Origin of the sequence: Sutcliffiella sp. NPDC057660 (assembly GCF_042800035.1) — a bacterium.
Classification (GTDB): Bacteria; Bacillota; Bacilli; order Bacillales; family Bacillaceae_I; genus Sutcliffiella_A.
On record NZ_JBHVHV010000003.1, the window covers coordinates 24789 to 49659 of the forward strand.

Consider the following 24871-nt stretch of genomic DNA (forward strand, 5'->3'; position numbering starts at 1 on the left):
CGCCAATTTATTTAATTATTTTCCTTTAAGTTGGGATTGTGCTTGAGCTACTAGGCGTTTGGTAATTTCTCCACCGACAGAACCGTTTGAACGGGATACTGTGTCGGAACCGAGTGTTACGCCAAACTCTTGAGCGATTTCGTATTTGATTTGATCTAAAGCCTGTTCTATACCAGGAACCAATAACTTGTTGCTGCTTCTAGCCATGGTAATCACTCCTTTTTTATATACAACTTTTGTAGTTAAGTTGTATAGTTAGTATGAGGCAAAAGAAACAATCAATACTAGTAAGTATCACACAAAACATGTAATATAATGAGGATTATGAAACTTTTTCAAACGAAGGTCGTACATAAAATAAGAAATCAGAAAACAGTTTCACATTGAAAGGGTTCCTATGATAAAAATAAAAAATGCATTCAGTAACAAAATACATCATTTTTCACCAGCACAGTTGATTTTCACTTTCTATTTAGTTGCGGTAGTGGTAGCCGTCTCGTTGCTGAGCTTACCGGTTGCCAGACAGGAGGGTGCTGACTGGACATTTATCAATGCATTGTTCACTGCAGTCAGTGCTGTCAGTGTAACTGGTCTAACAACTGTAAGTATAGTGGATACTTTCACAGTACCAGGTATCATTATTTTAGCTTTTGTTCTGCAGTTCGGTGGAGTAGGAGTAATGGCAGTTGGTACGTTCATCTGGCTCATCCTGGGGAGGAAAATCGGGCTGAAAGAAAGAAGATTGATGATGATCGACCAAAATCAATCTAATCTATCTGGAATTGTGAAGATGATAAAACAGATCCTTATTCTCATTCTTACCATTGAAATTATAGGAGCATTGATATTGGGAACATATTATTTATCCTATTATCCATCATGGCAGGAAGCCTATTTGCATGGTTTCTTTGCATCTGTCAGTGCCACGACAAATGGAGGATTCGATATAACAGGGCAATCGTTGGTGCCTTTTGCAAAGGACTATTTTGTTCAATTCATTACCATCATTCTGATCATTACCGGAGCCATCGGTTTTCCCGTTCTGGTAGAAGTCAAAGAATTTATTGCAAATAAAGGGGGCCGATTCAGGTTTTCCCTTTTCACAAAAATCACAACTATTACATTTGCCTGCTTGATTACCTTTGGAACAGTTGCCATTCTTCTAATGGAATTCAATCACTTCTTTAAAGGGATGTCTTGGCATGAGTCCTTTTTTTATGCGCTGTTTCAATCTGTTACTACTAGGAGCGGGGGGCTCGCAACCATGGATGTGAGTGAATTTACGCTTCCCACCCTGCTGATTATGAGTGGACTGATGTTTATCGGTGCCTCACCAAGTTCAGTTGGGGGCGGTATAAGAACGACCACCTTTGCTCTGAATATCTTGTTCTTATTCCATTTTGCGCGAGGCAATAAGTCCATTAAATTATTCCGCAGGGAAATCCATGAGGAAGATCTGATCAAATCGCTCGTTGTATTACTGCTTGCTATATTCATATGCTCCTCCGCAGTAATCATCTTAAGCATTACAGAAAATTTCACCCTGATACAAATCTTGTTTGAGGTGTGTTCTGCGTTCGGAACTACCGGGCTTTCCATGGGAATTACCCCAGATCTGACCACCATCGGAAAATGCGTGATCATGTGTCTGATGTTCATCGGGAGAGTAGGCTTGCTCACATTCCTATTCATACTCGAAAGCAGGCAAAAACCTCCAAAATACCATTATCCAGTTGAACGGGTCATTATTGGATAACTATACGTAAAAGTAAAAGGCCAGTCACTCACTGAAAAGCAGAGTGACTGGCCTTTTGACGTTGAGGAGGAATTTCCTGCCGGGGTCTGGCCCCTAATCGTAATATTTTTTGGCTTTTGGATTCATATTAAGAGGGATGAAATAATTTAAGGTAGGTACGCGAGATGGAACATGAGAAAAAATGGGCAATTGCTTCGCTGGCATCGATACCATTGGTCATGACTCTTGGTAATTCGATGTTGATTCCTGTTTTGCCTACTATAGAGAAGAAGCTTGAGATAACTTCTTTTCAAGTAAGTATGATTATTACAGTGTATTCTATTGTTGCGATTATTTTAATTCCTATTGCAGGATATTTGTCAGACCGACTGGGACGAAAAGCTGTCATCATTCCAAGTCTGATCATTACGGCAATCGGAGGTGTTGTTTCAGGCTGGGCAGGCTGGAAAATGAATGACCCATATTGGATCATTCTGGTAGGACGGACCTTGCAGGGGGTGGGAGCTGCCGGGGCGGCGCCAATTGTGATGCCTCTTGTAGGTGATATGTTCAAAAGTGACTCTGAAGTAAGCAAAAATTTAGGGATTATTGAAACCTCCAATACACTTGGCAAAGTGTTAAGTCCCATTTTAGGTGCAGTTTTGGCCGGTTTCTTCTGGTTTCTGCCCTTTTTTTCTATACCGGTCTTTTGTCTAGTTTCTATTCTATTAATGATTTTTCTGGTGAAATCGCCAAAGAAAAAAGAAGAGCCGCTGCCATTTAAAGAATTTCTTCAAGCCGTAAAAGCCATTTTTAAAAAGGACTGCAAATGGTTACTAGCCATTTTCTTTATCGGTTGTATATTGATGTTTGTCCTATTCGGGGTTTTATTTTATTTATCAGATCTATTGGAGAAAAAGCATCAGATCGATGGAATCAAAAAAGGACTTTTCCTGGCTGTTCCATTGGCATCACTTTGTATTGCCTCCTTTATCACTGGAAAGAAAATCGACAAAAATAAAGTATTGATGAAATGGCTGATTGTCATCAGTATTGCGGTCTTAGGCGGGGCGGTTTTCGCCAACAGCTTCTTTTCCAATGTATGGGTCACCATGGGTCTTTTCCTTATAGGTGGGATCGGTATCGGGGTGGCGCTGCCAAGTCTTGATGCGCTTATCACCGAAGGAATAGAGAAAGAGGAAAGAGGGACAATTACATCCATCTATAGCTCCATGCGATTTATTGGAGTGGCATTAGGTCCGCCAATGGTGGCGTTATTGATTAAAAAGTCAGACAATATGATGTTCTATGTATTGGCTGGAACTTGTGCCGCTGCTCTACTTATTTCTTTCAAAGGTATTGATCCGCCTAAGGGTGAAGAAAACTCCACCGGATAATTGTTAATCAGGAAAGGCAAAAAGCAGCCAGAGTAAATGCTCTCGCTGCTTTCTCTTTTCTTGCTTTCAGTCTCTTCCATAGCTAACATCCTTATCGGGATGTGTGAAAGGTACACCTTGAGGCTTCTTTGACTTTTCCACAAGCTCGCGATTTTCGCTTGAGTTCCATCCAATATCATTGGTCGGATGCACCCATTGATCTCCTGCCATGACAGAGGGGTCCACCTCATCGTTCCAGTTGTTCAAGGGAGATTCTTCTGAATTGTACAAGCTATCCCCTATTACAACACCATGCTCATTCACAAATGGTGGCTGCATTTTAATACCGGACCCTTTAAATGAAGGGGAATTAATTTGATGGGGCATCGTCTCCTCCATAAAAGGGTTTTCGAGGTCTTTATTTTTTTTCATCATCAGTTTTCACCTCCGTGGGGTATAGTTTTAGCATTTCTATTAAATAAATAAGTATGTAAGAAATGAAAAGGAGATGGGCTTGATGCACATGGAATATGGATATGCAAACATTCCCGAAGAGAAGCTTGGTGCCATTACAAAACTCGAAAACCAAATGAGGGAAGAGCTAGGGGAAGAGATTGTATTAATCGCTTATGAAAAAAACGCAAACGGGCAAGATAAACATAATTCAAGGGGGTGAAGAGTATGGCAAAACGGAAAGTGGCACATGATGCAGCAAAAAATAATAACAAGACACCGAAGGAAAGTCTGCCTGACACAGAGTTTGCAGCAGAGTATCAGACAGAGGATATGATCCGGGGTGCAAATCGCAACTCGAAAAAGGGAAGACAAGGCAGGTAAGGAGGATCTAAGGAGGATCAATAATGGACAAAGGTGCAAAAAAGAAAAAGCAGAAGCAGGCACATAAAAAGGATCATGCCATTCCTGAAAACAGATTGAAAGAGGAATTCGGTCCTGAGTTTGGAGATCCGAATGCCGCGAAAGCCTTCGAGGGTGCCATCGTGTCTAAAAATAAAAGCAAAAATAAAAAATGCTAGCATCAGCTAGCATTTTTTACTGTTGATTCCGGAATGGGAAAGACTTCCGTCTGATTCGTGGATTGATCGAAATACACGAGCAGATAGCTTTCCGCTTGTTTGATTTCACCCGTCTGCAAATAGTGAGAAAGATCGAAGGAAACAGATTCAAGCATGGTGTGCTTATACAATTCTTTTTCGTTAAGCTTCAATGTCGTGAATTTTTCCCCCAATAGTTCCGGTGACTGCAAGACGTTTTGATAAAGTGAAGATCGATCCTGCTTGGTCAGCTTGTCCTGCCACCAGGGCTTACGTGGTTTGAATTTCTGATGAAGAAGATAGTCGTACTTCATCAGACTTTCTACAACGGTAAGGGAATTCCGATCGGATTCTTCCAGGAAAGCATAAAGACGTTTGTATAGATCCTCGAGCTGATGGCCTATTCTCGCCCATCCCTGCTTATCCCAAAAAGAGCCGAAGTCCTGGAAAAAGTCGAAAGGCGTAGGGAAGACATTTGTCACCAGATGCTCCACAGTCGTATCCATTCTATGGTCATTCCAGAACTTCTCCAATACATCCTCTACCTGTTTAATACGAATGATATCATCAAAGCTCAATATGTTATTGCCCAAGATTTCATATGGAGCATGGTCCATGTAGATATAGTCATGCTCGTGGGCGCGAATTCGAAGTCCTGTTCCACGAAGCATTTTCAAAAAGCCAAGCTGAAGCTCCTCAGGTCGAAGCGCAAATACATCGTTGAACGTATTCTTGAAGGAATCGTAATTCTCTTCAGGCAGGCCTGCAATTAAATCAAGGTGCTGGTCGATTTTGCCGCCTTCCTTGACCATCGTCACCGTTCTTGATAGCTTAGCGAAATTCTGTTTACGCATAACGAGCTCGTTGGTCGCATCGTTTGTCGACTGCACGCCAATTTCAAATCGGAACAATCCTGCAGGAGCTTCTTCATTTAAAAATTGAATAACTTCCGGACGCATGATATCTGCAGTGATTTCAAATTGGAATACCGTTCCTGGCTTATGTTCATCGATTAAAAAGCGGAACATCTCCATCGCATAGCTTCTGCTGATATTGAAAGTCCGATCGACGAATTTAATTGTTTTTGCCCCGTTATCCATCAAAAATCTGATATCATCTTTTACTTTCTCACGGTCAAAGTAGCGAACTCCCACTTCAATGGAGGATAAGCAAAATTGGCAGCTGAAAGGACAACCGCGGCTTGTTTCAAAATAGGTAACGCGTTTTCCAAGCTGGGATAAATCTTCCTCGAAACGGTATGGCGAAGGAAGCTCCTTCAAGTCGACCTTATTGCGCTGTGGAGAAATTTTCTTTTCCTCGTCCTTGCGATATGCAAGACCACTGATGGAAGAGAAGTCTTTGTCCCCATTCAATTGCTCCAATAGTTGCTTGAACGTAATTTCCCCTTCGCCGATGACAATAAAATCCGCATCGCTCAGGCGGTCGAGCCAGTAGGAAACATCATAGGTCACCTCAGGTCCGCCAAGGACAATAATCAGATCCGGGTTTACCTTCTTTAACATACTCATGACTTTTATGGTCTCTTCGATATTCCAGATATAGCAGCTGAAGCCGATAACATCCGGCTTTTTCTGAATGAGATCGGAAACGATGTTCATGACGGGATCCTTTATCGTATACTCAACAAGATCCACTGTATATTCAGGTTCTGCATATGCTTTCAAATAGCGAATGGCTAGATTCGTATGAATGTATTTGGCATTGAGAGTTGTCGCAATTATTTTCATTTTAAGTCCATCAAACTCCTAGTAAATAATCTAGTTTTACAAAATTAACTATAACTAATATATCTTATCATAATAAAGGACAGCAGGGTAACGAATTCCTCATTTTCGGCATCCGAGTAATAATCCCCTCCCCTGCCATTTACTACCTTCCATTATCTACAAAAAAACTCGTAATATTACAAAAGTATTTCTGAAATGACTTTTTTATTGCTTTATGTGTCGTAGAAAAGGAATTTCAGGGTAAGCGTAGAAGTTGTTAGAGGGATATAAAAATAACTATTTTTATGGGGGAAGAGTGATGATCCAACACATGGTGAAGGAAGAAACCAAAAAGTTGGAAGCAAAAGTAGAAGAGTTGCAGCAAAAACTCCATGCCATGGAGAAGCAGAATATGTTTTTACAGCTTACTTTTGAACACGCCAATGATGCAATCATTTTGTTTAATAGAAACCTTGAATTTTTTCAAGTTAACAATAAAGCCTGTGAGCTGTTTGAGCTTTCCAAAGAACAATTGCTTCAAAGGAATCTCTATGAATTCCTTGATCTGATGTCAAAAGAGGAAGTGAACTACCAGGAAGCCCAATTGGATAAATTGGGGGAAGCCGAAAATGAGCTGATTCTGCGAATGGATGATGGAAAGGTTAAGTTTGTCGAGTATTCGGCAGTGCGAAACCCAGATGAAAGTGGACTGGACATCTGCATCATCCGGGATGTTACCTCCAAAAAGTATCTGGAAAATGAAACGAACAAAAGCAAGCAGATGTATCATGATGTATTCAATAGGGCTGTTGATGGTATTGTCGTTTTTGATAAAGAAGGTTTCTTCATTGATGTAAACCCGGCTTTCTGCTCTAACTTTGCCATGTCAAAACTGGATTTACTACAGTCAAAGCTGGATGATTTTGTAGATAATGATGCGAGATATAAAGTGGAGAAAATCTGGCTCTTACTGGACAAATATGGACGAGTGAGAGGTGAGCTTCCTGTACTGCTACATAATGGGGAAAGGAAGAGATTTGAGGTCACCATCACTGCAAACATCTATGATGACTATTATTTGGCTATTATGCGCGACGTGACCGAAAAGCGAAATATGGAGCTGCAGCTTCAAAAAAGCGAGGAAAGATTCCGGGAAATGTTCCAGCACGCATTGGATGGCATTGTACTGGTGGACAATTTCGGAAATATCATGCGCGCGAACCCTGCTGCCAGCAGAGCCTTCGAACTGCCTTTGGATGAACTGGAGAAATCAAAGCTGCAGCAGTTTGTCCAAAAGGGAACAAGCAAAGTACCTACCATCATCAAAGAGTTCAATAAAAAAGGCGAGATTCGTGAGGAACTTGAGTTCCATATGCCGAATGGGCAAATGAAGCTCTTGGAATTTACAGCTAATAAGGGCATCATTGACGGATATAATATGATCATTTTCAGGAATGTCAGTGAGCGAAGAAAAATGGAAAAGGATCTTCGCGAGAGTGAACAGAAATTCCGCAAGATTTTCAATAACGCGATGGATGGCATTATCCTTTGGGATGATTCCTGCACAATCATTGATGCAAATCCGAATGCCAGCAAGATCTTTGAGCTTTCGCGGGAAGAGTTGATGGCACAATGCCTGAAGCAGTATATTCCGATGGAACAGATAGAAGAAATGAAGCATCTATGGGATCAGTGTGAAGAAAATGAAGAGTTGAGTGGAGAACTGTGCCATGATTATGGTAAAGGTCCGCGTATTTTTGAGTTCTCGGCAAAAAAGAATGTAGTGGAAGGTCTTCATATGACCATTTTCAGGAATATTACTGAGAAACGTGAAATGGAAGACCAACTCCGCAAATCAGATACACTGACTGTGGTGGGCGAGCTTGCGGCTGGCATCGCACATGAAATAAGGAACCCCATGACAGCATTAAAAGGATTTATCCAGCTACTGCAAAATAGTATGGAAGACGGTCAGTATGCCATGTACTTTGATGTCATTACATCAGAACTAAAACGGATCGAGTCGATCATTACGGAATTCCTGGTTCTTGCAAAACCACAAGCCATTTCCTATCAGCAAAAGAGCGTGGTCAAAATTATGCAGGATACCCTGGATCTCTTAAGTGCACAGGCTGCACTTGAAAATGTCCAGTTCGCAAGCTTCAATGAAGAAGAGTTACCGGACGTCTATTGTGAACCAAATCAATTAAAACAGGTTTTTATCAATATTCTTAAAAATGCCATAGAGGTAATGCCAAAGGGTGGGACGGTTACTGTAAACCTTCAGCAATTGGAAAGCAGGCACCTCTTGATCTCCATCAAAGATGAGGGGTTGGGCATTCCAGGAGACAAAATTAAGAAACTTGGGGAACCTTTCTACACGACAAAAGACAGGGGAACAGGCCTGGGTCTTATGGTAAGCTATAAAATTGTGGAAGAGCATAATGGTACAATAGAGGTGGAAAGTGAATTGGGGAAGGGTACAACCTTCCATATCAAGCTGCCAATCACCCAAACCTTGAAAAGTTAAGTAAATTAAGACGAAGGAGATTTTCATGTATACCTATAAAAAGATGAATTCCCCGATTGGCCCATTATTCATTCTTTGTGATAATCAAAGCCTGGTTTCCATTCTGTTTGAAGAGAAGGAGTTAATTGAAAAATATCATTCAGCTAAGATGGATGAAGCTTCAGTACATGCTATGTGCGCATTGGTGGAGGAGCAATTAACCGAGTACTTTAATGGAGAAAGAATGGACTTCAGCATTCCAGTGAACTTGGAAGGCACTCCTTTTCAGATGGAAGTATGGGAAGCTCTAAGCAAAATTCCATATGGAACAGTAAAAAGCTATCAGGAAATTGCAGTGGAAATCAATCGTCCACTTGCTGTAAGGGCAGTCGGACAGGCAAACAGGAGAAATTCCTTGCCAATCATTATTCCATGCCATCGGGTGAACGGGAAGAATCAGGCGCTAGTCGGTTATGCCGGTGATAGGATAGGAATGAAAGAACAGCTATTAAAGTTAGAGGGTGTACGGTAGGGGGAAAGCCCCTATCGTATTTTTTTGTACAATCTTTATATAACCTGTATCAATTTTGTGAAAAACACATATTATTTACTAACACTAAAAAAGTTGCGTCGGTGCAAAAAAAGGGAGTGGAAGAAAGATGGGTAAAACAAATAAAATAGCCTTTTATACAAATGTATTATCTAAACTTCAAATAATCAGTGAACAGGAAAAAGAATTAATACTAAAGAATATGACAAAAAAAGGTTGAAAAACACATCAAATTCGATTATTATCTAATTAGATGGATATCAAATTGAAGAGGGTGTTTCTTTGCAGTTAAATAAGCTGGTCAGTTTTCATAAGGCGTTGGGAGATCAGACAAGGATTAAACTTCTCGTATTGCTTGCAGCCGAGCAGCCTTTAAGCGGACAAGTGCTGGCAGAAAAGTTGGGAGTCAGAGCACCGACCATTTCCCATCATATTGCAAAACTGAAGGAAGTAAGTGCCGTTTATGAACGAAGAGAAAAGAATACCATTTTTTATTTTCTGAATGAAAAATCATTGAAACAGCATTCGGAGGCGCTGTTTCATGTACTGAACAGGGGGAGAAGTGAGGTGGAGAACATGGAGAAGGATAAAGAAAAGACTCAAATACTACAAAATTTCTTATTGCCGAGCGGTTTGCTGAAGACTATTCCGGCACAGAGAAAAAAGAAGCTGATCATTTTTGAATATATCATCAAGGATCTGGAAATAGGAAAAAAATATACGGAAAAAGAGATTAACGAACATATCAGGCAATTCCATGAAGATTACGCAACAATCAGACGAGAATTCATCATCAACCATTATATGTATCGGGAAAATGGAATCTATGAATTGAATCCGAAAGAGATGTGGGCGAAATAAAGGACATGGCACATGAAAAATGTGCCATGTCCTTATTATTTCAGGTGAACAACTCTTTGATCTTCGAGCGATAATCTCCCTTAATGATGCCTTTTTCGGTAATGATGGCGGTAATGTATTCATTAGGTGTGACATCAAATGCGGGGTTGAAGACGGAAATCCCCTGAGGAGCCACCAACTGCCCTCCAATATGAGTCACTTCTTCGGAAGCTCTCTCTTCAATGATGATTTCCCTTCCCGTTTCCTTTGTCAGGTCAAAAGTGGATAGTGGGGCCGCAACATAGAATGGAATGTTAAATGCATTTGCCAAGATAGCAAGTCCGAATGTCCCAATTTTATTGGCGGTATCACCATTTGAAGTAATTCTGTCAGCACCAACAATAATGGCATTGATCCCTTTTGATTGGATGGTATGAGCAGCCATATTATCCGTAATCAGCGTAACATCCACACCAGCCTGCTGAAGCTCCCATGCCGTAAGCCTGGCACCCTGCAGAACCGGTCGTGTTTCGCATGCATAAACACTTAACGGAAAGTTCCTTTCTTTTGCAAGGTAGAAGGGGGAAAGGGCTGTTCCATATCTTGCCGTTGCAATGGATCCAGCGTTACATATCGTCAGCACTTTATCACCTTTATGGAATAGGCTTAGCGCATGCTCTCCGATCTCCCTGCAGGTTGCTTCATCTTCCATCTGGATATTGATAGCTTCGTGAATAAGAATCGTTTTCGCCTCATTCACAGAAGAAGCAGTTGTACAAACGGATAGAAGGCGCTCCAAAGCCCAGAACAGATTGACGGCAGTTGGTCTCGAGCTAGCCAGATAATCACTGTCCTTTTTTAGCCTAACCTGAAAATCAGTGATACTTGAAGAGTTGTAATCTTGAGCGGATAAGGCAAGTCCATAGGCTGCTGCAATGCCAATGGCAGGGGCTCCCCGTACTTTTAATGTCACGATTGCATCAAAAACATCCTGTAGGGTGCGAAGTTCTAGAAAAACGGTTTCCTGCGGCAATTTTTGCTGATCAAGTAATTGGATGTGGGTATCTTTCCATTCTACGGAAAGTGGTATGTTAGTCAGGGTAGTCATGGTGTTTTATTCTCCTCTTTTTGCTTTCTCCAATAAACGCTCCAAATCTTTTGTGCTGATAATGGTTGATTGCTGCAATATAAGTTGGCGCCCGAGTTCGATAGCAATCTTTTTACTAGCCAATCTTCTAGTTGAATCCTCGATACCATCCAGGTCTGCAACATGTGCCAAACCGATAGTGCGACGGATCAGTTCGCATCCGGCAAAGCCTATGGAATCTTTGAAATAATCCCTGAGAACATATTCGAGATACCCATCTGTTCTGGTGAAAGCTTCTACGCTTGAAGTCTGCCAAAGTGTAGTAAAGGTCTTCTCGAAAGTTTCCCAAACCTGATGAAGATGATAATGGATAATTTCATTGTTTTCTGTCCGTGTGATTGCCTGAAACAAAAGGTTGGCAAAAAATTGACCGATATCAAATCCAGCTGGTCCGAAGAAAGCGAACTCGGGATCAATCACTTTGGTGTCTGTTTCATTGGCAAAAATACTGCCTGTATGTAGATCCCCATGAAGCAGGGCTTCTCCATGTGTCAAGAACTTATACTTCAGTTTAGCAACTTCGAGTTTGAGAGAATCATCCTGCCAAAGTCCTTTAACCGTTCCTTTCAGTTCAGGTTCATAATCATTGGTCTCGCTATCATGGAAAGGGTCGGTGAAAACAAGATCTTCAGTAATTTTGCAGAGCTCAGGATTGCTGAAGGCTTGCTGCAATCTTTTTTTCACTTGCTGATTACAGCCGAAATCAGAAGTGAAAAATAAGGTTTTTGCCAAATATTCACCGATATGCTGTGATAATTTCGGGTAAGCTTTCCCTGCAATAAATCCGCTTCTCACAATGTCGAGATGGGAAAGATCCTCCATGATGGTTAACGCTTTGACTTCATCAGTATGGTGAACTTGCGGAACAAGCTCTGGAACTAATGGAATCGCATTTTTAAGATAGTTCCCCTCGATGGTTGCACGATGCAAGGTCAAAGGCCAGCTTTCCCCGACTACCTTGGCATATGGCAGGGCCTGTTTGATGATGAGCGCTTTATCGTTCTCATCCTGTATGTGAAAAACGAGGTTTAGATTTCCGTCTCCGATTTCCTTGCATCGAAGTTGATCGTGTTCCTGGAAGTATCCCAATTCCTTTATTAATTGAATGGCGGTAGTTTCCGTTAATGGCTCATAGCCTTCTTTTAGTGCAATTGTCATGTTTATTCCCCCATATTGTAAATTGTCAAAGGAGGGGCAGTGAAAAATAAAAGCCCCTTTCCATAAGAAAGAGGCTTGAAGATTTGATCTTCTCCCCTCTTATCTGCCAGAAATGATTTCTGCTGGAATTAGCACCGTGCCTTATGGGACTCAAGGTTCCGGCGTTAAAAGTTAACGCCCCGTCTCGCGACAGTATTACAGTCGGTTGCTGGGTTTCATCGGGCCAAATCCCTCCACCTGCTCTTGATAAGAGATCGTGAAAATATATCTCACGAATGTATTGAATTGTTGGAAAATTATCACTTGCTGAAAATAATACCAAGCCAAAAAGAGAATTGTCAACTACTTTTTTGGAGAAAGCTTTTGACTTTTTTTAGTATGGTTCGTAAAAATCGGTCGGGAAAGCTGATGTCTAACAACTAGAATAGTATGAATTCTTTGGATAAAACCTTGAAAAATAAATTGTCACCTGTTATTATTAAACTATTATTTTTGTTCGTCATGATGCAAAGTCAGAAACAAGTTTTCGTCTTGAAGTGGAATGTAGAGCAAGAATAGTAATATTATTTACGTGGGTAAACCACAAGGAGGAACAAACATGTTACAAGGTAAAGTAAAATGGTTCAATGCAGAAAAAGGTTTCGGTTTTATCGAAGTTGAAGGTCAAGATGATGTATTCGTACACTTCTCCGCTATCCAAGGCGAAGGCTTCAAAACTTTAGAAGAAGGTCAAGAAGTTTCTTTCGAAATCGTTGAAGGTGCTCGTGGACCTCAAGCTGCTAACGTTACAAAATAATGCTAGCCAAATAGAAAAGGATCCCAACTTGTTGGGGTCCTTTTTGTTTTGGGTTTTTATGGGTAGAATGTTTTCTAGCATTGAGAGTGTCGGTAGAATTTGGAGGGTATGATCAATTGGCTGATATCTGCCATAAAACAGCCGGTTGAGACCACGATAACGGGAAAATACAAGAATGATGGTCTCAAAAGGGCCGGTTGAGACCACGATAACGGGAAAATACAAGAATGGTGGTCACAAAAGGGCCGGTTGAGACCACGATAACGGAAAAATACAAGAATGGTGGTCTCAAAAGGGCCGGTTGAGACCACGTGAACGAGGAAATACAAGAATGGTGGTCACAAAACGTCCGGTTGAGACCACGATAACGGGGAAATACAAGAATCGTGGTCTCAAAAGGGCCGGTTGAGACCACGATAACGGGAAATACAAGAATGGTGGTCTCAAAACGTCCGGTTGAGACCACGTGAACGAGGAAATACAAGAATGGTGGTCACAAAAGGGCCGGTTGAGACCACGATAACGGGAAAATACAAGAATGATGGTCCCAAAACGTCCGGTTGAGACCACGATAACGGGGAAATACAAGAATGATGGTCTCAAAACGTCCGGTTGAGACCACGATAACGGGAAAATACAAGAATGATGGTCTCAAAAGGGCCGGTTGAGACCACGTAAACGGGGAAATACAAGAATGGTGGTCTCAAAACGTCCGGTTGAGACCGCGATAACGGGAAAATACAAGAATGATGGTCTCAAAACAGCCGGTTGAGACCACGATAACGGGAAATACAAGAATGATGGTCTCAAAACGTCCGGTTGAGACCACGATAACGGGGAAATACAAGAATGGTGGTCTCAAAACGTCCGGTTGAGACCGCGATAACGGGAAAATACAAGAATGGTGGTCTCAAAAGGGCCGGTTGAGACCACGATAACGGGAAAATACAAGAATGATGGTCTCAAAAGGGCCGGTTGAGACCACGATAACGGAAAAATACAAGAATGATGGTCTCAAAAGGGCCGGTTGAGACCACGATAACGGGGAAATACAAGAATGGTGGTCTCAAAAGGGCCGGTTGAGACCACGATAACGGGAAAATACAAGAATGGTGGTCACAAAAGGGCCGGTTGAGACCACGATAACGGGGAAATACAAGAATGGTGGTCTCAAAAGGGCCCTTTTGCTGAGGTCAGTATAAAAAAAGTTGTTAACCCCTTCTCCTTCCAAATCTCCAACTAAAATCTAAAAGCTAAAAAAATCCACCTTCAACAAAAAAGGTGGAGCCAAATAACAATATTTTAATAGTATTGCGGCCTTCTATCCTCAAAGATAGGAATCTGCTTTCTTACCTCATCAACCTTAGCCAGATCGATCGTGGCTGAGATGGTTTCAGCTCCTACTCCTGCTTCAGCAAGGATCTCTCCCCATGGATCGATAATCATGGAATGTCCTGCAAACTCATTTTTAGGGTCTGAGCCGGATCGGTTGCAGGCAATCACATAGCATTGGTTTTCAATCGCTCTTGCAATCAATAAAGTCCTCCAATGCGCGACTCTTGCCAATGGCCACTCCGCAACAACGAAGATGGCTTTGGCATTTTTCGTGGTATGCGCGCGGATCCACTCCGGAAACCTGATGTCGTAACAGATGAAGCCTGCGCAGTTTTCCCCATCAAGATTAAACATTCCATCTGTTTTTCCTGGCTGAAGGAAATGGTGTTCATCCATTAGGCGAAACAGATGCAATTTGCTGTATTCACCTGCAACCTCCCCGTCTTTATTAATTGTAAGCATCGTGTTGTAGATCCCTCGGTTGGTCTTTTTAGCAATGGACCCCCCGACAATATGGGCATTCTGTTCCTTTGCGAGCGATTTCAGGAATTTGGTCGTTACAAATCCTCCCGAGTCTGCAATTCTATCAAGTCTGCCCAGATCATAGCCTGTGGACCAGAGCTCGGGTAGAACGATAATGTCCGGATTATCTTTTCCTGCTTCTTTTACAAGCTCACACACTTTCTCTATATTGGCTTCGGGGTTTCCGAAGGCGATATCAAACTGAATGCATGCAATTTTCCATTTCATGTGGTGGCCCCCCTTATTGAGAAAAAATTGTTTTTTATTTTTTTAAAAATTTCTTTACAAGTTGTTTTTAACATTATATGATTTGTGACTAGGATTTCAAGAATTTTTTAAGTAGGTGAGCAAAATGAAACTTTTCCAAAAATCTGAACTATTAGATCAGCTGCCGACTCAATTTTTTGCCTCCCTGGTGCAAAAGGTGGGAAGGGTGGTTGCCGAGGGGCATGATGTCATCAATCTTGGACAAGGTAACCCAGATCAGCCGACGCCTGAACATATTGTACGTTCTTTGCAACAAGCTGTAGATAACCCCATCCATCATAAATATTCACCATTCAGGGGCAACGACTTTTTTAAAGAGGCGATAGTCGAATTTTATAAAAGAGAATACAACGTAACGCTCGACCCGAAAACGGAAGTGGCGGTACTATTTGGCGGCAAAGCAGGTCTTGTTGAAATTCCGCAATGCTTGTTGAATGAAGGAGATACTGTGCTTGTACCAGATCCCGGCTATCCCGATTACTGGTCAGGGGTTGCCCTTGCAAAAGCACAAATGGAATATATGCCGTTAAAAGAAGTATATCATTTTTTACCAAATTATGAAGATATAGATGAAAGTGTTTTGGATAAAGCGAAGCTGATGTTTTTGAACTATCCCAATAATCCCACTGGTGCAGTTGCCACATCAAAATTTTTCGAGGAGACGGTAGACCTGGCGGATAAGCATGATATTTGTGTTGTACATGATTTCGCATATGGAGCCATCGGATTTGAAGGGAAAAGACCGCTAAGCTTTCTGCAGACTCCGGGTGCGAAAGAAGTGGGAATTGAGATTTATACACTATCCAAGACATATAACATGGCAGGCTGGCGTGTTGGATTTGCTGTCGGCAACCCCAGTGTCATAGAGGCAATCAATCTACTGCAGGACCATATGTATGTGAGCATCTTTGGTGCGGTACAGGAAGCTGCGACGACAGCCCTGCTGGAATCGCAGAAATGTGTGGAAGAGCTGGTGGACCTTTATGCAAAAAGAAGGGATATCCTCATTAAAGGGCTGCAGGAAATAGGATGGGAAGTTACTGCGCCGCAAGGCTCTTTTTTTGCCTGGTTAAAGGTTCCCGAAGGATTCACATCCTCTGAATTTGCCGATAAACTGCTAGATGAGGCTCATGTGGTCGTGGCGCCGGGAATAGGATTCGGATCCCATGGTGAAGGCTATGTGCGTGTAGGTCTGCTGACAAGTACTGAACGTCTGAAGGATGCGGTGCAAAGGATTCAAAAACTGCATATTTTCTGAATACTTTGTTGACAACTAGCCGGAAGGATGTCATAATTCCTGTTAGATTTCTTTTATTTTAACCTTAAAAATATTATATATATTGCGTTTTCTTATCAAGAGCAGGTGGAGGGACTAGCCCGATGACACCCGGCAACCGACTTATGTACATAAGCACGGTGCTAAATCTTGCAGCTTTAATGCTGGGAGATAAGAGGATGTTAGGATGCCTAACCTCTTCTTATCGAAGAGGTTTTTTAGTGCTTACATATCATACCATTTCACGTGATTGAAAGGATGACAGATATGAGTGAAATTATTGCCACATACCTAGTACATGACAGAAAAGGGAACTTGGAAAAAAAAGCTGAGGGTATTGCCCTTGGTTTGACAGTGGGTTCTTGGACAGATTTGCCGCTTTTGGATCAGGAACAGCTGAAAAAACATAAGGGCAGGGTGGTTCATGTCCAGGAACTTGAACCAAGCGAGAGGGTGAACAGCTATATCGGAAGCACCGTCACCAGAGGGATAATCCAAATCGGTTACCCGAGCTTAAACTTCAGCAATGATCTACCTGCAATATTGACAACTGTGTTCGGGAAGCTCTCCTTGGACGGTGAAATCAAGCTGTTAGATTTGGAGTTTTCGAGTGAACTGAAAAGCCTATTCCCCGGACCAAAGTTCGGTGTGGAGGGAATCAGGGAACTGACGGGGATAACCGATCGTCCGTATGTCATGAGCATTTTTAAAGGTGTAATTGGCAGGGACCTCGCATTCCTTGGAAATCAACTTCGGGAACAGGCACTTGGAGGAGTCGATTTTATCAAGGATGATGAAATCCTTTTTGAGAATCCGCTCACGCCATTTGAAAAGAGAATTGCAGTCGGCAAGAAAGTTTTGGAGGAAGTTTACGAAAAGACAGGGCATCGTGCCCGCTATGCTGTCAATCTTACAGGCCGAACGTTTGAATTGAGGGAAAAAGCGAAGCGGGCAGTGGAGCTAGGTGCAGACATTTTACTATTCAATGTTTTTGCTTATGGATTGGACGTGTTACAGTGTCTTGCTGAGGATAAAAATATCCAGATACCGATCATGGCACACCCTGCAGTAAGTGGGGCAAGTACTCCATCAGAGTTTTATGGGATTTCCAACGAACTTCTTCTTGGAAAACTAGTTAGGTACGCTGGAGCCGACTTTTCCTTGTTTCCTTCCCCCTATGGCAGTGTCGCATTGCCAAAGAAGGAAGCACTGGGAATCAGAAACAGCTTAACAAAGGTCGAAGATGGAATGAAAGCTGCCCTGCCTGTACCATCAGCTGGAATCCATCCAGGCCTTGTACCGCAGCTTTATCAGGATTTTGGATTGGATTCTGTCATCAATGCAGGTGGAGGAATCCATGGACACGCTTTGGGCGCCATTGGCGGTGGTTCGGCTTTCAGACAGGCGGTTAATGGAGTGTTGGCTGGAAAAACCTTGAGCGAACAGGCTGAAACGAACCCGGAACTGAAACTCGCAATTGAACAATGGGGCAGTTTGGAGGTTGCAAAATGAGTGCAGGTCAGCCAATGATATTTTGTGATTTTGATGGAACGGTAACAGACAGTGACAACATCATTGCCATTATGAAGAAATATGCCCCACTTGAGTGGAATGAATTAAAGGATAAAGTTCTTTCGCAGGAGATATCCATCCGGGAAGGAGTGGGGAAAATGTTTTCCCTGCTTCCCTCAAACCAAAGGGAAGAAATCAGCACGTACATTTTAGAACATGCCGCGATCAGAAGAGGATTTCATGAGTTTGTGGAATACACGAGGAACCAGCAGATTCCACTTTATATTGTGTCAGGAGGAATAGACTTTTTTGTGGAGCCTCTGCTGAGTGGAATTGTGCCCCGGGGCCAAATCTACTGCAATGAGTCTGATTTTTCAGGAGAGAGCATCAGGATTCACTGGCCGCATTCTTGTGATGAGGAATGCCAAAACGAATGCGGGTGCTGCAAACCATCAGTCATTCGTAAACTTGCAGATAAGGACACTTATAAAATAGTGATTGGTGATTCCATTACAGATCTGCAAGCGGCGAAAATGGCGGATAAAGTAATAGCCAGGGATTTTCTGATTGAAAAATGCAATGAGCAATCCATTAACTATGAAGCATTTGAAGACTTCTTCGATGTGATAAAGATACTGAAGAAGCAGGAGGTGTCATCATGAGTATTCAGATAGCAAGGTGGAATGAGCTTGCAGATGTGAAGGAGGAGCTGGCTGGCCGCGATTGGTTTTTTGGAACAAGTGGAAATCTTTCGATCAAAGTAACAGATCATCCTTTGACTTTTTTTGTATCAGCAAGTGGTAAGGATAAGCGGAAAAGAACACCGGAAGATTTTCTGCTAGTAAACTATGCTGGGGAAGCGGTGGAAGAGACCATTCTGTTGCCTTCCGCCGAGACACTGCTTCATGTGGAAGTGTACGGCAAGTCAAATGCCGGTTGCTCCCTTCACGTCCATACGGTCGACAATAATGTCATTTCGCAATTATATGCAGAGCAGAAGGAGATAGTCTTTACAGGCCAGGAAATTATAAAAGCCTTGGGGATTTGGGAAGAGGATGCCTCTGTCAGCATTCCAATTATTAAAAACCATGCTGATATTCCAAAACTTGCGAGGGAGTTTTCAAAGCACATTCATGGAGACAGTGGTGCTGTGCTGATCCAAAATCACGGAATTACGGTCTGGGGAAAAACGGCATTTGAAGCGAAAAAACACCTGGAAGCATGGGAATTCCTGTTTTCCTATCACTTAAAGCTTTTAAGCGTGAAAAACAGTATTAGAGCAAGCTTGCAGGTCCATTAAAAATAAACCTTGAGGAGGAAAAAAGAATGGCTGAAATCAGAATTCATCAAACAAACGAAAGAATCAAAGTACAAGAAAAAGTGGAATCCTTTTTGACTGAAAATGAAGTAATTTATGAAAAGTGGGATACCTCCAAGCTGCCTGATTATCTTCAGGAGAATTTTGCACTGACAGAAGAAAATAAAGAGGAAATCCTAGCTGCCTATCAGAGTGAAATTGCGGACATTTCGGCAAGACGTGGATACAGAGCACAGGATGTCATCTCCTTATCCGATACCACTCCTAACCTGGAACAGCTTTTGCAGAATTTCAATAAAGAGCATCATCACACCGATGATGAGGTCCGCTATATTGTGAGCGGCCATGGGATTTTTGTCATTCAAGGCAAGGACGGCAGCTTTTTCGACGTGGAACTGGAGCCTGGAGATCTGATAAGTGTACCACCAAATGTCCGTCATTATTTTACCCTCATGGAGGACAGAAAGGTCGTAGCCATACGGATTTTCGTTACGACTGAAGGATGGGTTCCAATTTATGAGAGCCAGACAGAACAGATAAATAACTAAGTAACGAGAGGCATTTGAGTGATATGATTTTCACTCAAATGTCTTTTTTTATGAGTAATCCCCCCTTAAAGAGGGAATATAATGGAAGGTGATGAACTGATGCAAATAGGAGGCTATTTTATGGAGCATATAGTGATAATTGGTGGAATAGCGGGTGGCATGAGTGCGGCTTCCAAGCTTAGAAGACTAAAGGAAGATGTAAAAATAACCGTCTTTGAAAAGGATGAACATATTTCATATGGTGCCTGCGGTCTACCCTACTACATATCTGGAGTGACAGCGTCGCACGAAGACCTATTGGCGAGGACTGTAGAGGATTTCGAGAAACGGAATATCCAGGTACATATTCAGCATGAAGTCAAAAAAGTGGTGCCAGAGCGAAGAGTAGTGCTTGTCCAAAATCTCCAATCCGGCGAAATGATGGAAGTGAACTATAATAAACTACTGATAGCTACCGGATCAAAACCAATTGTTCCTCCATTTGTACCAAAGGATGCAGAGAATGTCTTTACTTTAAAGACCCTTAAAGATGGAATGGACATGAGAAAATACTTTCAAGAAAGAAAAGATGTGAAGAGGGTTGGGATAATCGGTGGTGGGTATATAGGGATGGAACTGGTCGAAACGATGATGGAATTACAAAAGGAAGTAACGGTCATCGAATTGCAGCCACATATCCTTCCTAACTATGATCAGGATATGGCTGAAATCTTGGAGGATTGCCTAAAAGACAGGGTGAAAATCCTGACTGGCGAAGAAGTCAAGGAGCTTCACGTTGTGGAAGGGAAGGTTACCAGCGTAAGCACGGATAAAGGGAAGTATGATGTGGATGCAGTTATCGTGAACATCGGGAATAAACCTAACACGGAGTTTGTCAAAGGTATTGGACTGAATATGCTAGATAATGGTGCCATCATTGTTGACAAACAGCAGCAAACCAGCATTCCTGCCATCTATGCTGCCGGGGACTGCGCGACAAGTAACCATCTTCTTTTGCAAAAGCCTGTTAATATTGCTTTAGGTACTACAGCCAATAAACATGGAAGAGTCGCAGCGGATAACATGGCTGGAATCCCGAATTCCTTTCAGGGAATACTTGGCACGAACGTAGTGAAAATTATGGATTGGACAGCTGCGATGACTGGATTGACGGAAAAATCTGCTAGACAGGAGAATGTAAACTTTAAAACAGTAAAAGTTGAAACAAATAGCCATGCTTCCTATTATCCTAATGCGTTGCCTTTTCACATTAAACTTGTCTATGAAAAAGAGTCAAAGAAACTGCTTGGCGCACAAATACTTGGTCAGGATGAAAGTGCGGCAAAACGGATAGATATCTATGCAACAGCCATTACATGCGGATTGACGACAGAACAGATTGGTATGCTGGACTTAAGTTACGCACCACCCTATGCAACAGTTTGGGATGCGGTTCAGATTGCAGCAAATGCGGCAAAATAAGAGGAAAATTAATAAGAATTAAAAGTTTTAATATTATGAATTTTCTTTACCTTTTTATGCGAATATGCTAATGTAAAAGTAGTTTTATCTACATAAATAGATGTGTTTTGGAGGAGTGAGGGAATGAAAGTACGTTATAATTTTGTGCCTAAGCAAGATGTACAGTATTGTGAGCCGAACTATACGGTGAAGGACGCGTATGAGAAAATTAAAGAGACAGGTTACCGCTGCATTCCCATCCTGGAGGATAATGGGAGAAGCTTTGTAGGGCTAGTCTATAAAGTGCACTTACTGGATTACCTATACGAGGGGAAAGGATCTGAAAACGATTCTGTGGAGTCCCTTATCCAAAATAAAGATGCATTCATTTTTGAGGAGGACTCCTTTTTCCAAGCGTTTTTCACAATTAAACGACTGCCATTCATTGCTGTACTGAACGAGGGTAATGAATTTCTCGGGATTCTGACTCATGCAAACGTCATGGATGTACTTGCTGATTCATTTGGAATGAAAACTGGGGGTTACACCTTGACCATCGCCACAATTGAACATAAAGGGGCAATAAAGGATCTTGTTACCATGCTGAAGGACATCAACATTGACGGCATGCTTACGCTTGATAACGGGGAGAAATATTTAAGACGGATCATCGTGAACCTCCCTGCCGAGCTACCTGAGGATAAACTGAATAAGATTGTGAAAAAGCTGGAAGAGAAAGAGTTCAGGGTGACACATGTCGATCAGATTGATGTTATGAAGTAATACAGCCGTAAAACGAGCATCTTCCCATAGGGAAAAGATGCTCGTTTTTTATTGTGGAGTGGTAATCAACTCTTTTTCTATGAGGATAGTCGATAAAGTGACAGGCTCAGCTTTTTTCTTGAGTGCAGGAATATATTGTTTCAGAACACTGGCTGTCTTTTCACCTGCAATGCCCACATGACCGATGGCAATGATACTATCATCTACTTCTGTTTTTCTGATGAGCTGGTTAGTCTGCTTTACGATATGGTTGGTTGTGTAAACCTCATCAAAAAACAATTCATTTTCCAAATAGGGTACAGAAAGTTCTGTGGCAATTTTTGAAACGACACTTTTTCTTGAGGTTTTACTGTCCAGATAGTAGAGGTGCCTTTCTTTGCAGATACCAAGGATAATCCGCATCACACGCTCATCTGAAGTGGCTTTTGATCCCATATGGTTATTGATTCCAACGGCGAAAGGAACGGCATCAATTGCCGCATTTACTCGCTTTGCAATTTCTTTATTGGAGAGGTCCGTTGTGATGGCTCCGGGACCCAGCCAGCTCCTCTTCCCTTTAACGGGTTCCATTGGAAGATGTAATATGACCTCGTGCCCCAATTCATGCGCAAGCTCCGCATCCTCTTTTGTTGTAGAAAGAAACGGCATCACCGCAATAGTCAACTTGACTGGCAGATGAAGAATTTCTTCGGTCCCCTTCATGTCATTGCCGAAATCATCAATTACAATGGCTACTCTATTACTATTCTGATGGTGCTCCTCTGCATAAATGACGATGCTGCCTAAAAACACTGATAATACGGATAAAATAGCGATGAGATTTTTCAACTTTACCACTCATTTCTAAGATGCTGTATAAGGTTTGTTATTAGGATTTTGGTGAGGTTCCATTCGACAAGATTCTCGCATTTTAATATTTTTTTGCTGGCAAATATCCTTTATTACTTTCATTTTGCACAAAATCTGTGTATTCATGCGGTCGGGTGAAAAAACTTTGTGAAAAGATTGTCTAATATTGCGATTCTATTTACATTAATAGAAATTTTTGTAATAATTCGAAAAGGAGAGCAGAGAGATAAAAGGAGCGAATTACATTGTCGTATGAAGGGTATGTAGAGAACCTATTGATTCTCATTAAAGAGAAAAGGGACTCTATGATTGTTTTGGCCAATAAAACGGGTTATATCAGTGATCAAACAATTAAATGCAGCCAGGATTTAGACAAGCTAATTTATGAGTATCAAAAAATGATCTACCAAAAGAAGTCCATATAAAAAACCATTCCAAAAGAGAATGGTTAGAAGATCTGAATCAGCCAGATCATGAATAAAAGCCCAAAGATGAAAGAGTAGGTGGAAGTGGTTTCATATCCATCACCATGGCTCTCAGGAATGAGTTCTTTATAAATGATATAAAGCATCGCTCCTGCCGCAAACGCAAGACCATAAGGTACCAAATTCGAAACGATGGAAGTAAGGTAAAAGCCCAATAAGGCCATTGGAATTTCCACTGCTCCGGTTAATGTAGCTACAAGGAATGCTTTAACTCGATTGATTTTTTGATTCATGAGGAAAAGCGCAACCAGAAATCCCTCAGGAGCATTTTGTAAACCAATCGCAAAAGCGATCAAATTTCCCGTATCATTTGCATCCGATGCATAACTGACCCCAACAGACAACCCCTCAGGTATATTGTGCAGTGTGATGGCTGCAACGATAAGCATGGCTTTCTGGTCGAATTCGATACCTTTTCTATTATGTTCAAGGTCTATATGGGGAATGGATTTTTCCAGCAATGTTAAGGTAAAGACACCCAATAATAGTCCTATCGATAAGGGGAGGATCCCTCCGTAGTTTAGTGCCTCAGGTATAAGGCTTAAGGTGGCGGCTGCCATCATGATGCCGGCAGTGAACGCTAATAGTATATCCTTCCATCTGTGTGAAATGGAATTTTTAAGAAAGAGAATCGGTAATGCTCCTAGACCTGTAGACATGGCAGCAAGGATGCTGCCTGTTAATGCTTCATTCATCACTAGTTTCCTTTCAAGGCTTTTCTTTGCCAGTAAGTAAATTGATTGTTCAGAAAAGGCTGCATAAAACTGCTCGAAGCAGTTTTTTATTTTGGTGTTAATTTATTTTTGATTATATAAAAATTAGGATATCGAGTAAATGAAAGGGAAAGCTACAAGGAAAATGTTCATTCCCCATTGTTCCATATTTTATCATACTTCTACTTAACATTGCCGAATCGACCAATTTATAGTTAAGGAAGAAGGAATTACATATTTTTCAACTTGGATTGACGAATGAAGAAGTTTACTATAACATTGGTTTTAATTCAAGATATTTGAAAAAGGAATGAAGATCATGACAAATAGAAACGATTTAGATGTCTCCCTAAAATTATTCATTGTACTTTCCAGAGCATACCGAGCCATTAATGATAAAGCCAATCAGTCCATTCAACGCTTTGACCTGAATCCAACTGAATTCGCAGTGTTGGAGCTTCTCTATCATAAGGGCGATCAGCCGTTGCAGCAAATAGGTGGGAAGATCCTGTTGGCAAGCGGAAGTATCACCTATGTAGTGGATAAATTAGAAGGCAAAGGGTTGCTTGCCCGCAAAGCATGTGCAAAAGATCGCCGAGTGACCTATGCACAGATTACGGAGGCAGGAAAAAATCTACTCCAAAACATCTTTCCGCAGCATGAACAACAAATACACAACCTGCTTGCCGGACTTCAAACAGAAGAAAAAGAGCAGGCAATCGACCTCTTTAAAAAACTCGGGCACTTTGCTGCCCAAACAGAAAAAAACTGACGGGAGTCAGTTTTTTTTTTGGTTTAATAAAGGGCCAATCAAAGGCCATTAAATAAAGGGCCATAAATAAAGGGCCATAAATAAAGGGCCAGACCCCGGCAGGATAATGCCGATTTATGTAGAATATTAAAGGGTGAATATTGTTTATAAAGGGGACGTTT

At 41.7% G+C, this 24871-nt stretch carries 26 protein-coding genes and 2 riboswitches; of the genes, 18 read left to right on the forward strand and 8 right to left on the reverse strand.

Translation table 11 applies throughout. The features are described from left to right. Positions 1-15: 15 nt before the first annotated feature. Positions 16-207 carry an alpha/beta-type small acid-soluble spore protein gene (locus ACFVAD_RS03355; RefSeq protein ID WP_204419739.1) on the reverse strand — a complete coding sequence of 64 codons (192 nt, stop codon included), beginning with the start codon at positions 205-207 and terminating at the stop codon, positions 16-18. A 199-nt stretch (positions 208-406) separates the two neighbouring features. Here ACFVAD_RS03355 and ACFVAD_RS03360 point away from each other — a divergent pair, with 199 nt between their 5' ends. Further along, on the forward strand, positions 407-1756 hold the full coding sequence (locus ACFVAD_RS03360; protein WP_386636593.1) for a TrkH family potassium uptake protein: 1350 nt from the start codon (positions 407-409) through the stop codon (positions 1754-1756). A 164-nt stretch (positions 1757-1920) separates the two neighbouring features. After that, positions 1921-3132 (forward strand): bacillibactin exporter BcbE, encoded by a 1212-nt coding sequence (gene bcbE / locus ACFVAD_RS03365; RefSeq protein ID WP_386636104.1) that lies wholly within the window; start codon positions 1921-1923, stop codon positions 3130-3132. A 66-nt stretch (positions 3133-3198) separates the two neighbouring features. Here the strand turns inward: bcbE and ACFVAD_RS03370 are convergent, their stop codons facing one another. After that, entirely contained in the window at positions 3199-3543 is a 345-nt protein-coding gene (locus ACFVAD_RS03370; RefSeq protein ID WP_386636595.1) for a DUF3905 domain-containing protein, read from the reverse strand. 85 nt (positions 3544-3628) lie between these two features. Between ACFVAD_RS03370 and ACFVAD_RS03375 the strand changes: the two genes are divergently transcribed. From ACFVAD_RS03375 to ACFVAD_RS03385, 3 genes are read left to right on the forward strand one after another with little or no spacing between them, the layout of a single operon-like run. Continuing rightward, a complete protein-coding gene (locus ACFVAD_RS03375; protein ID WP_386636106.1) occupies positions 3629-3787 on the forward strand; it encodes a hypothetical protein in 159 nt (52 codons plus the stop codon). A gap of 5 nt (positions 3788-3792) precedes the next feature. Beyond that, positions 3793-3948: a hypothetical protein gene (locus ACFVAD_RS03380; protein ID WP_386636108.1), complete on the forward strand. Its 156-nt coding sequence runs from the start codon at positions 3793-3795 to the stop codon at positions 3946-3948. Between the two features lie 23 nt (positions 3949-3971). Next, positions 3972-4145 (forward strand): hypothetical protein, encoded by a 174-nt coding sequence (locus tag ACFVAD_RS03385; protein WP_386636110.1) that lies wholly within the window; start codon positions 3972-3974, stop codon positions 4143-4145. A gap of 2 nt (positions 4146-4147) precedes the next feature. Here ACFVAD_RS03385 and ACFVAD_RS03390 read toward each other — a convergent pair whose 3' ends face one another. Next, positions 4148-5911, reverse strand: a complete 1764-nt coding sequence (locus tag ACFVAD_RS03390) for a B12-binding domain-containing radical SAM protein (RefSeq protein WP_386636112.1) — start codon at positions 5909-5911, stop codon at positions 4148-4150. A gap of 298 nt (positions 5912-6209) precedes the next feature. On the opposite strand from ACFVAD_RS03390, the gene ACFVAD_RS03395 reads away from it, so the two are divergent. The 3 genes from ACFVAD_RS03395 to ACFVAD_RS03405 all read left to right on the forward strand — a co-directional run bounded on the left by ACFVAD_RS03395 (position 6210) and on the right by ACFVAD_RS03405 (position 9810). Then, positions 6210-8420, forward strand: coding sequence for a PAS domain S-box protein (locus ACFVAD_RS03395; RefSeq protein WP_386636114.1), 2211 nt, complete (start codon positions 6210-6212; stop codon positions 8418-8420). Between the two features lie 25 nt (positions 8421-8445). Continuing rightward, positions 8446-8931, forward strand: coding sequence for a methylated-DNA--[protein]-cysteine S-methyltransferase (locus ACFVAD_RS03400; RefSeq protein ID WP_386636116.1), 486 nt, complete (start codon positions 8446-8448; stop codon positions 8929-8931). A gap of 300 nt (positions 8932-9231) precedes the next feature. After that, the gene (locus ACFVAD_RS03405) at positions 9232-9810 is read left to right on the forward strand and encodes a DUF2087 domain-containing protein (RefSeq protein ID WP_386636118.1); all 579 of its coding nucleotides are present in this window, start codon (positions 9232-9234) and stop codon (positions 9808-9810) included. A gap of 40 nt (positions 9811-9850) precedes the next feature. Here the strand turns inward: ACFVAD_RS03405 and mtnA are convergent, their stop codons facing one another. Continuing rightward, on the reverse strand, positions 9851-10897 hold the full coding sequence (mtnA, locus tag ACFVAD_RS03410; RefSeq protein ID WP_386636120.1) for an S-methyl-5-thioribose-1-phosphate isomerase: 1047 nt from the start codon (positions 10895-10897) through the stop codon (positions 9851-9853). Positions 10898-10903: 6 nt separating this feature from the next. Continuing rightward, positions 10904-12094: an S-methyl-5-thioribose kinase gene (gene mtnK, locus ACFVAD_RS03415; RefSeq protein WP_386636122.1), complete on the reverse strand. Its 1191-nt coding sequence runs from the start codon at positions 12092-12094 to the stop codon at positions 10904-10906. A 96-nt stretch (positions 12095-12190) separates the two neighbouring features. Next, positions 12191-12347: riboswitch (SAM riboswitch) on the reverse strand. Positions 12348-12692: 345 nt separating this feature from the next. Between mtnK and cspD the strand changes: the two genes are divergently transcribed. Next, positions 12693-12890 (forward strand): cold-shock protein CspD, encoded by a 198-nt coding sequence (cspD, locus tag ACFVAD_RS03420; protein ID WP_010192350.1) that lies wholly within the window; start codon positions 12693-12695, stop codon positions 12888-12890. A gap of 1302 nt (positions 12891-14192) precedes the next feature. Here cspD and ACFVAD_RS03425 read toward each other — a convergent pair. After that, positions 14193-14975 carry a carbon-nitrogen family hydrolase gene (locus ACFVAD_RS03425; RefSeq protein WP_386636125.1) on the reverse strand — a complete coding sequence of 261 codons (783 nt, stop codon included), beginning with the start codon at positions 14973-14975 and terminating at the stop codon, positions 14193-14195. 124 nt (positions 14976-15099) lie between these two features. Here ACFVAD_RS03425 and ACFVAD_RS03430 point away from each other — a divergent pair, with 124 nt between their 5' ends. The 7 genes from ACFVAD_RS03430 (at position 15100) to cbpA (ending at position 21891) form a co-directional block, all read left to right on the forward strand. Beyond that, entirely contained in the window at positions 15100-16272 is a 1173-nt protein-coding gene (locus tag ACFVAD_RS03430) for a pyridoxal phosphate-dependent aminotransferase (RefSeq protein WP_386636127.1), read from the forward strand. A gap of 89 nt (positions 16273-16361) precedes the next feature. After that, positions 16362-16468, forward strand: a riboswitch (SAM riboswitch). A gap of 89 nt (positions 16469-16557) precedes the next feature. Continuing rightward, entirely contained in the window at positions 16558-17802 is a 1245-nt protein-coding gene (mtnW, locus tag ACFVAD_RS03435) for a 2,3-diketo-5-methylthiopentyl-1-phosphate enolase (protein ID WP_386636129.1), read from the forward strand. Continuing rightward, the gene (locus ACFVAD_RS03440) at positions 17799-18464 is read left to right on the forward strand and encodes a 2-hydroxy-3-keto-5-methylthiopentenyl-1-phosphate phosphatase (protein ID WP_386636131.1); all 666 of its coding nucleotides are present in this window, start codon (positions 17799-17801) and stop codon (positions 18462-18464) included. Before mtnW ends, ACFVAD_RS03440 begins: the two co-directional genes overlap by 4 nt. Next, a complete protein-coding gene (locus ACFVAD_RS03445) occupies positions 18461-19102 on the forward strand; it encodes a methylthioribulose 1-phosphate dehydratase (protein WP_386636133.1) in 642 nt (213 codons plus the stop codon). Before ACFVAD_RS03440 ends, ACFVAD_RS03445 begins: the two co-directional genes overlap by 4 nt. A gap of 26 nt (positions 19103-19128) precedes the next feature. Further along, positions 19129-19668, forward strand: coding sequence for a 1,2-dihydroxy-3-keto-5-methylthiopentene dioxygenase (locus tag ACFVAD_RS03450; protein WP_386636135.1), 540 nt, complete (start codon positions 19129-19131; stop codon positions 19666-19668). A 120-nt stretch (positions 19669-19788) separates the two neighbouring features. Next, positions 19789-21129: a CoA-disulfide reductase gene (locus tag ACFVAD_RS03455; protein ID WP_386636137.1), complete on the forward strand. Its 1341-nt coding sequence runs from the start codon at positions 19789-19791 to the stop codon at positions 21127-21129. Positions 21130-21252: 123 nt separating this feature from the next. Beyond that, positions 21253-21891, forward strand: coding sequence for a cyclic di-AMP binding protein CbpA (cbpA, locus tag ACFVAD_RS03460; protein ID WP_386636139.1), 639 nt, complete (start codon positions 21253-21255; stop codon positions 21889-21891). Positions 21892-21939: 48 nt separating this feature from the next. On the opposite strand, the gene ACFVAD_RS03465 is transcribed toward cbpA, so the two are convergent. Continuing rightward, complete coding sequence (locus tag ACFVAD_RS03465) at positions 21940-22719, reverse strand: divergent polysaccharide deacetylase family protein (RefSeq protein WP_386636141.1); 780 nt, start codon at positions 22717-22719, stop codon at positions 21940-21942. A gap of 266 nt (positions 22720-22985) precedes the next feature. Between ACFVAD_RS03465 and ACFVAD_RS03470 the strand changes: the two genes are divergently transcribed. Continuing rightward, entirely contained in the window at positions 22986-23165 is a 180-nt protein-coding gene (locus tag ACFVAD_RS03470) for a Spo0E family sporulation regulatory protein-aspartic acid phosphatase (protein WP_386636143.1), read from the forward strand. Positions 23166-23188: 23 nt separating this feature from the next. Here the strand turns inward: ACFVAD_RS03470 and ACFVAD_RS03475 are convergent, their stop codons facing one another. Then, positions 23189-23920, reverse strand: a complete 732-nt coding sequence (locus ACFVAD_RS03475) for a ZIP family metal transporter (RefSeq protein WP_386636145.1) — start codon at positions 23918-23920, stop codon at positions 23189-23191. A 337-nt stretch (positions 23921-24257) separates the two neighbouring features. Here ACFVAD_RS03475 and ACFVAD_RS03480 point away from each other — a divergent pair, with 337 nt between their 5' ends. Further along, on the forward strand, positions 24258-24710 hold the full coding sequence (locus tag ACFVAD_RS03480) for a MarR family winged helix-turn-helix transcriptional regulator (RefSeq protein WP_386636147.1): 453 nt from the start codon (positions 24258-24260) through the stop codon (positions 24708-24710). Positions 24711-24871: the final 161 nt, after the last annotated feature.

Excerpts from the sequence above, each read along its gene's own strand:
- ACFVAD_RS03355 (WP_204419739.1), bottom strand. The coding sequence starts at position 207 with ATGGCTAGAAGCAGCAACAAGTTATTGGTTCCTGGTATAGAACAGGCT.
- bcbE (WP_386636104.1), top strand. The coding sequence starts at position 1,921 with ATGGAACATGAGAAAAAATGGGCAATTGCTTCGCTGGCATCGATACCA.
- ACFVAD_RS03370 (WP_386636595.1), bottom strand. The coding sequence starts at position 3,543 with ATGAAAAAAAATAAAGACCTCGAAAACCCTTTTATGGAGGAGACGATG.
- ACFVAD_RS03375 (WP_386636106.1), top strand. The coding sequence starts at position 3,629 with ATGCACATGGAATATGGATATGCAAACATTCCCGAAGAGAAGCTTGGT.
- ACFVAD_RS03380 (WP_386636108.1), top strand. The coding sequence starts at position 3,793 with ATGGCAAAACGGAAAGTGGCACATGATGCAGCAAAAAATAATAACAAG.
- ACFVAD_RS03385 (WP_386636110.1), top strand. The coding sequence starts at position 3,972 with ATGGACAAAGGTGCAAAAAAGAAAAAGCAGAAGCAGGCACATAAAAAG.
- ACFVAD_RS03390 (WP_386636112.1), bottom strand. The coding sequence starts at position 5,911 with ATGAAAATAATTGCGACAACTCTCAATGCCAAATACATTCATACGAAT.
- ACFVAD_RS03395 (WP_386636114.1), top strand. The coding sequence starts at position 6,210 with ATGATCCAACACATGGTGAAGGAAGAAACCAAAAAGTTGGAAGCAAAA.
- ACFVAD_RS03400 (WP_386636116.1), top strand. The coding sequence starts at position 8,446 with ATGTATACCTATAAAAAGATGAATTCCCCGATTGGCCCATTATTCATT.
- mtnA (WP_386636120.1), bottom strand. The coding sequence starts at position 10,897 with ATGACTACCCTGACTAACATACCACTTTCCGTAGAATGGAAAGATACC.
- mtnK (WP_386636122.1), bottom strand. The coding sequence starts at position 12,094 with ATGACAATTGCACTAAAAGAAGGCTATGAGCCATTAACGGAAACTACC.
- cspD (WP_010192350.1), top strand. The coding sequence starts at position 12,693 with ATGTTACAAGGTAAAGTAAAATGGTTCAATGCAGAAAAAGGTTTCGGT.
- ACFVAD_RS03425 (WP_386636125.1), bottom strand. The coding sequence starts at position 14,975 with ATGAAATGGAAAATTGCATGCATTCAGTTTGATATCGCCTTCGGAAAC.
- ACFVAD_RS03430 (WP_386636127.1), top strand. The coding sequence starts at position 15,100 with ATGAAACTTTTCCAAAAATCTGAACTATTAGATCAGCTGCCGACTCAA.
- mtnW (WP_386636129.1), top strand. The coding sequence starts at position 16,558 with ATGAGTGAAATTATTGCCACATACCTAGTACATGACAGAAAAGGGAAC.
- ACFVAD_RS03440 (WP_386636131.1), top strand. The coding sequence starts at position 17,799 with ATGAGTGCAGGTCAGCCAATGATATTTTGTGATTTTGATGGAACGGTA.
- ACFVAD_RS03445 (WP_386636133.1), top strand. The coding sequence starts at position 18,461 with ATGAGTATTCAGATAGCAAGGTGGAATGAGCTTGCAGATGTGAAGGAG.
- ACFVAD_RS03450 (WP_386636135.1), top strand. The coding sequence starts at position 19,129 with ATGGCTGAAATCAGAATTCATCAAACAAACGAAAGAATCAAAGTACAA.
- ACFVAD_RS03455 (WP_386636137.1), top strand. The coding sequence starts at position 19,789 with ATGGAGCATATAGTGATAATTGGTGGAATAGCGGGTGGCATGAGTGCG.
- cbpA (WP_386636139.1), top strand. The coding sequence starts at position 21,253 with ATGAAAGTACGTTATAATTTTGTGCCTAAGCAAGATGTACAGTATTGT.
- ACFVAD_RS03475 (WP_386636145.1), bottom strand. The coding sequence starts at position 23,920 with ATGAATGAAGCATTAACAGGCAGCATCCTTGCTGCCATGTCTACAGGT.
- ACFVAD_RS03480 (WP_386636147.1), top strand. The coding sequence starts at position 24,258 with ATGACAAATAGAAACGATTTAGATGTCTCCCTAAAATTATTCATTGTA.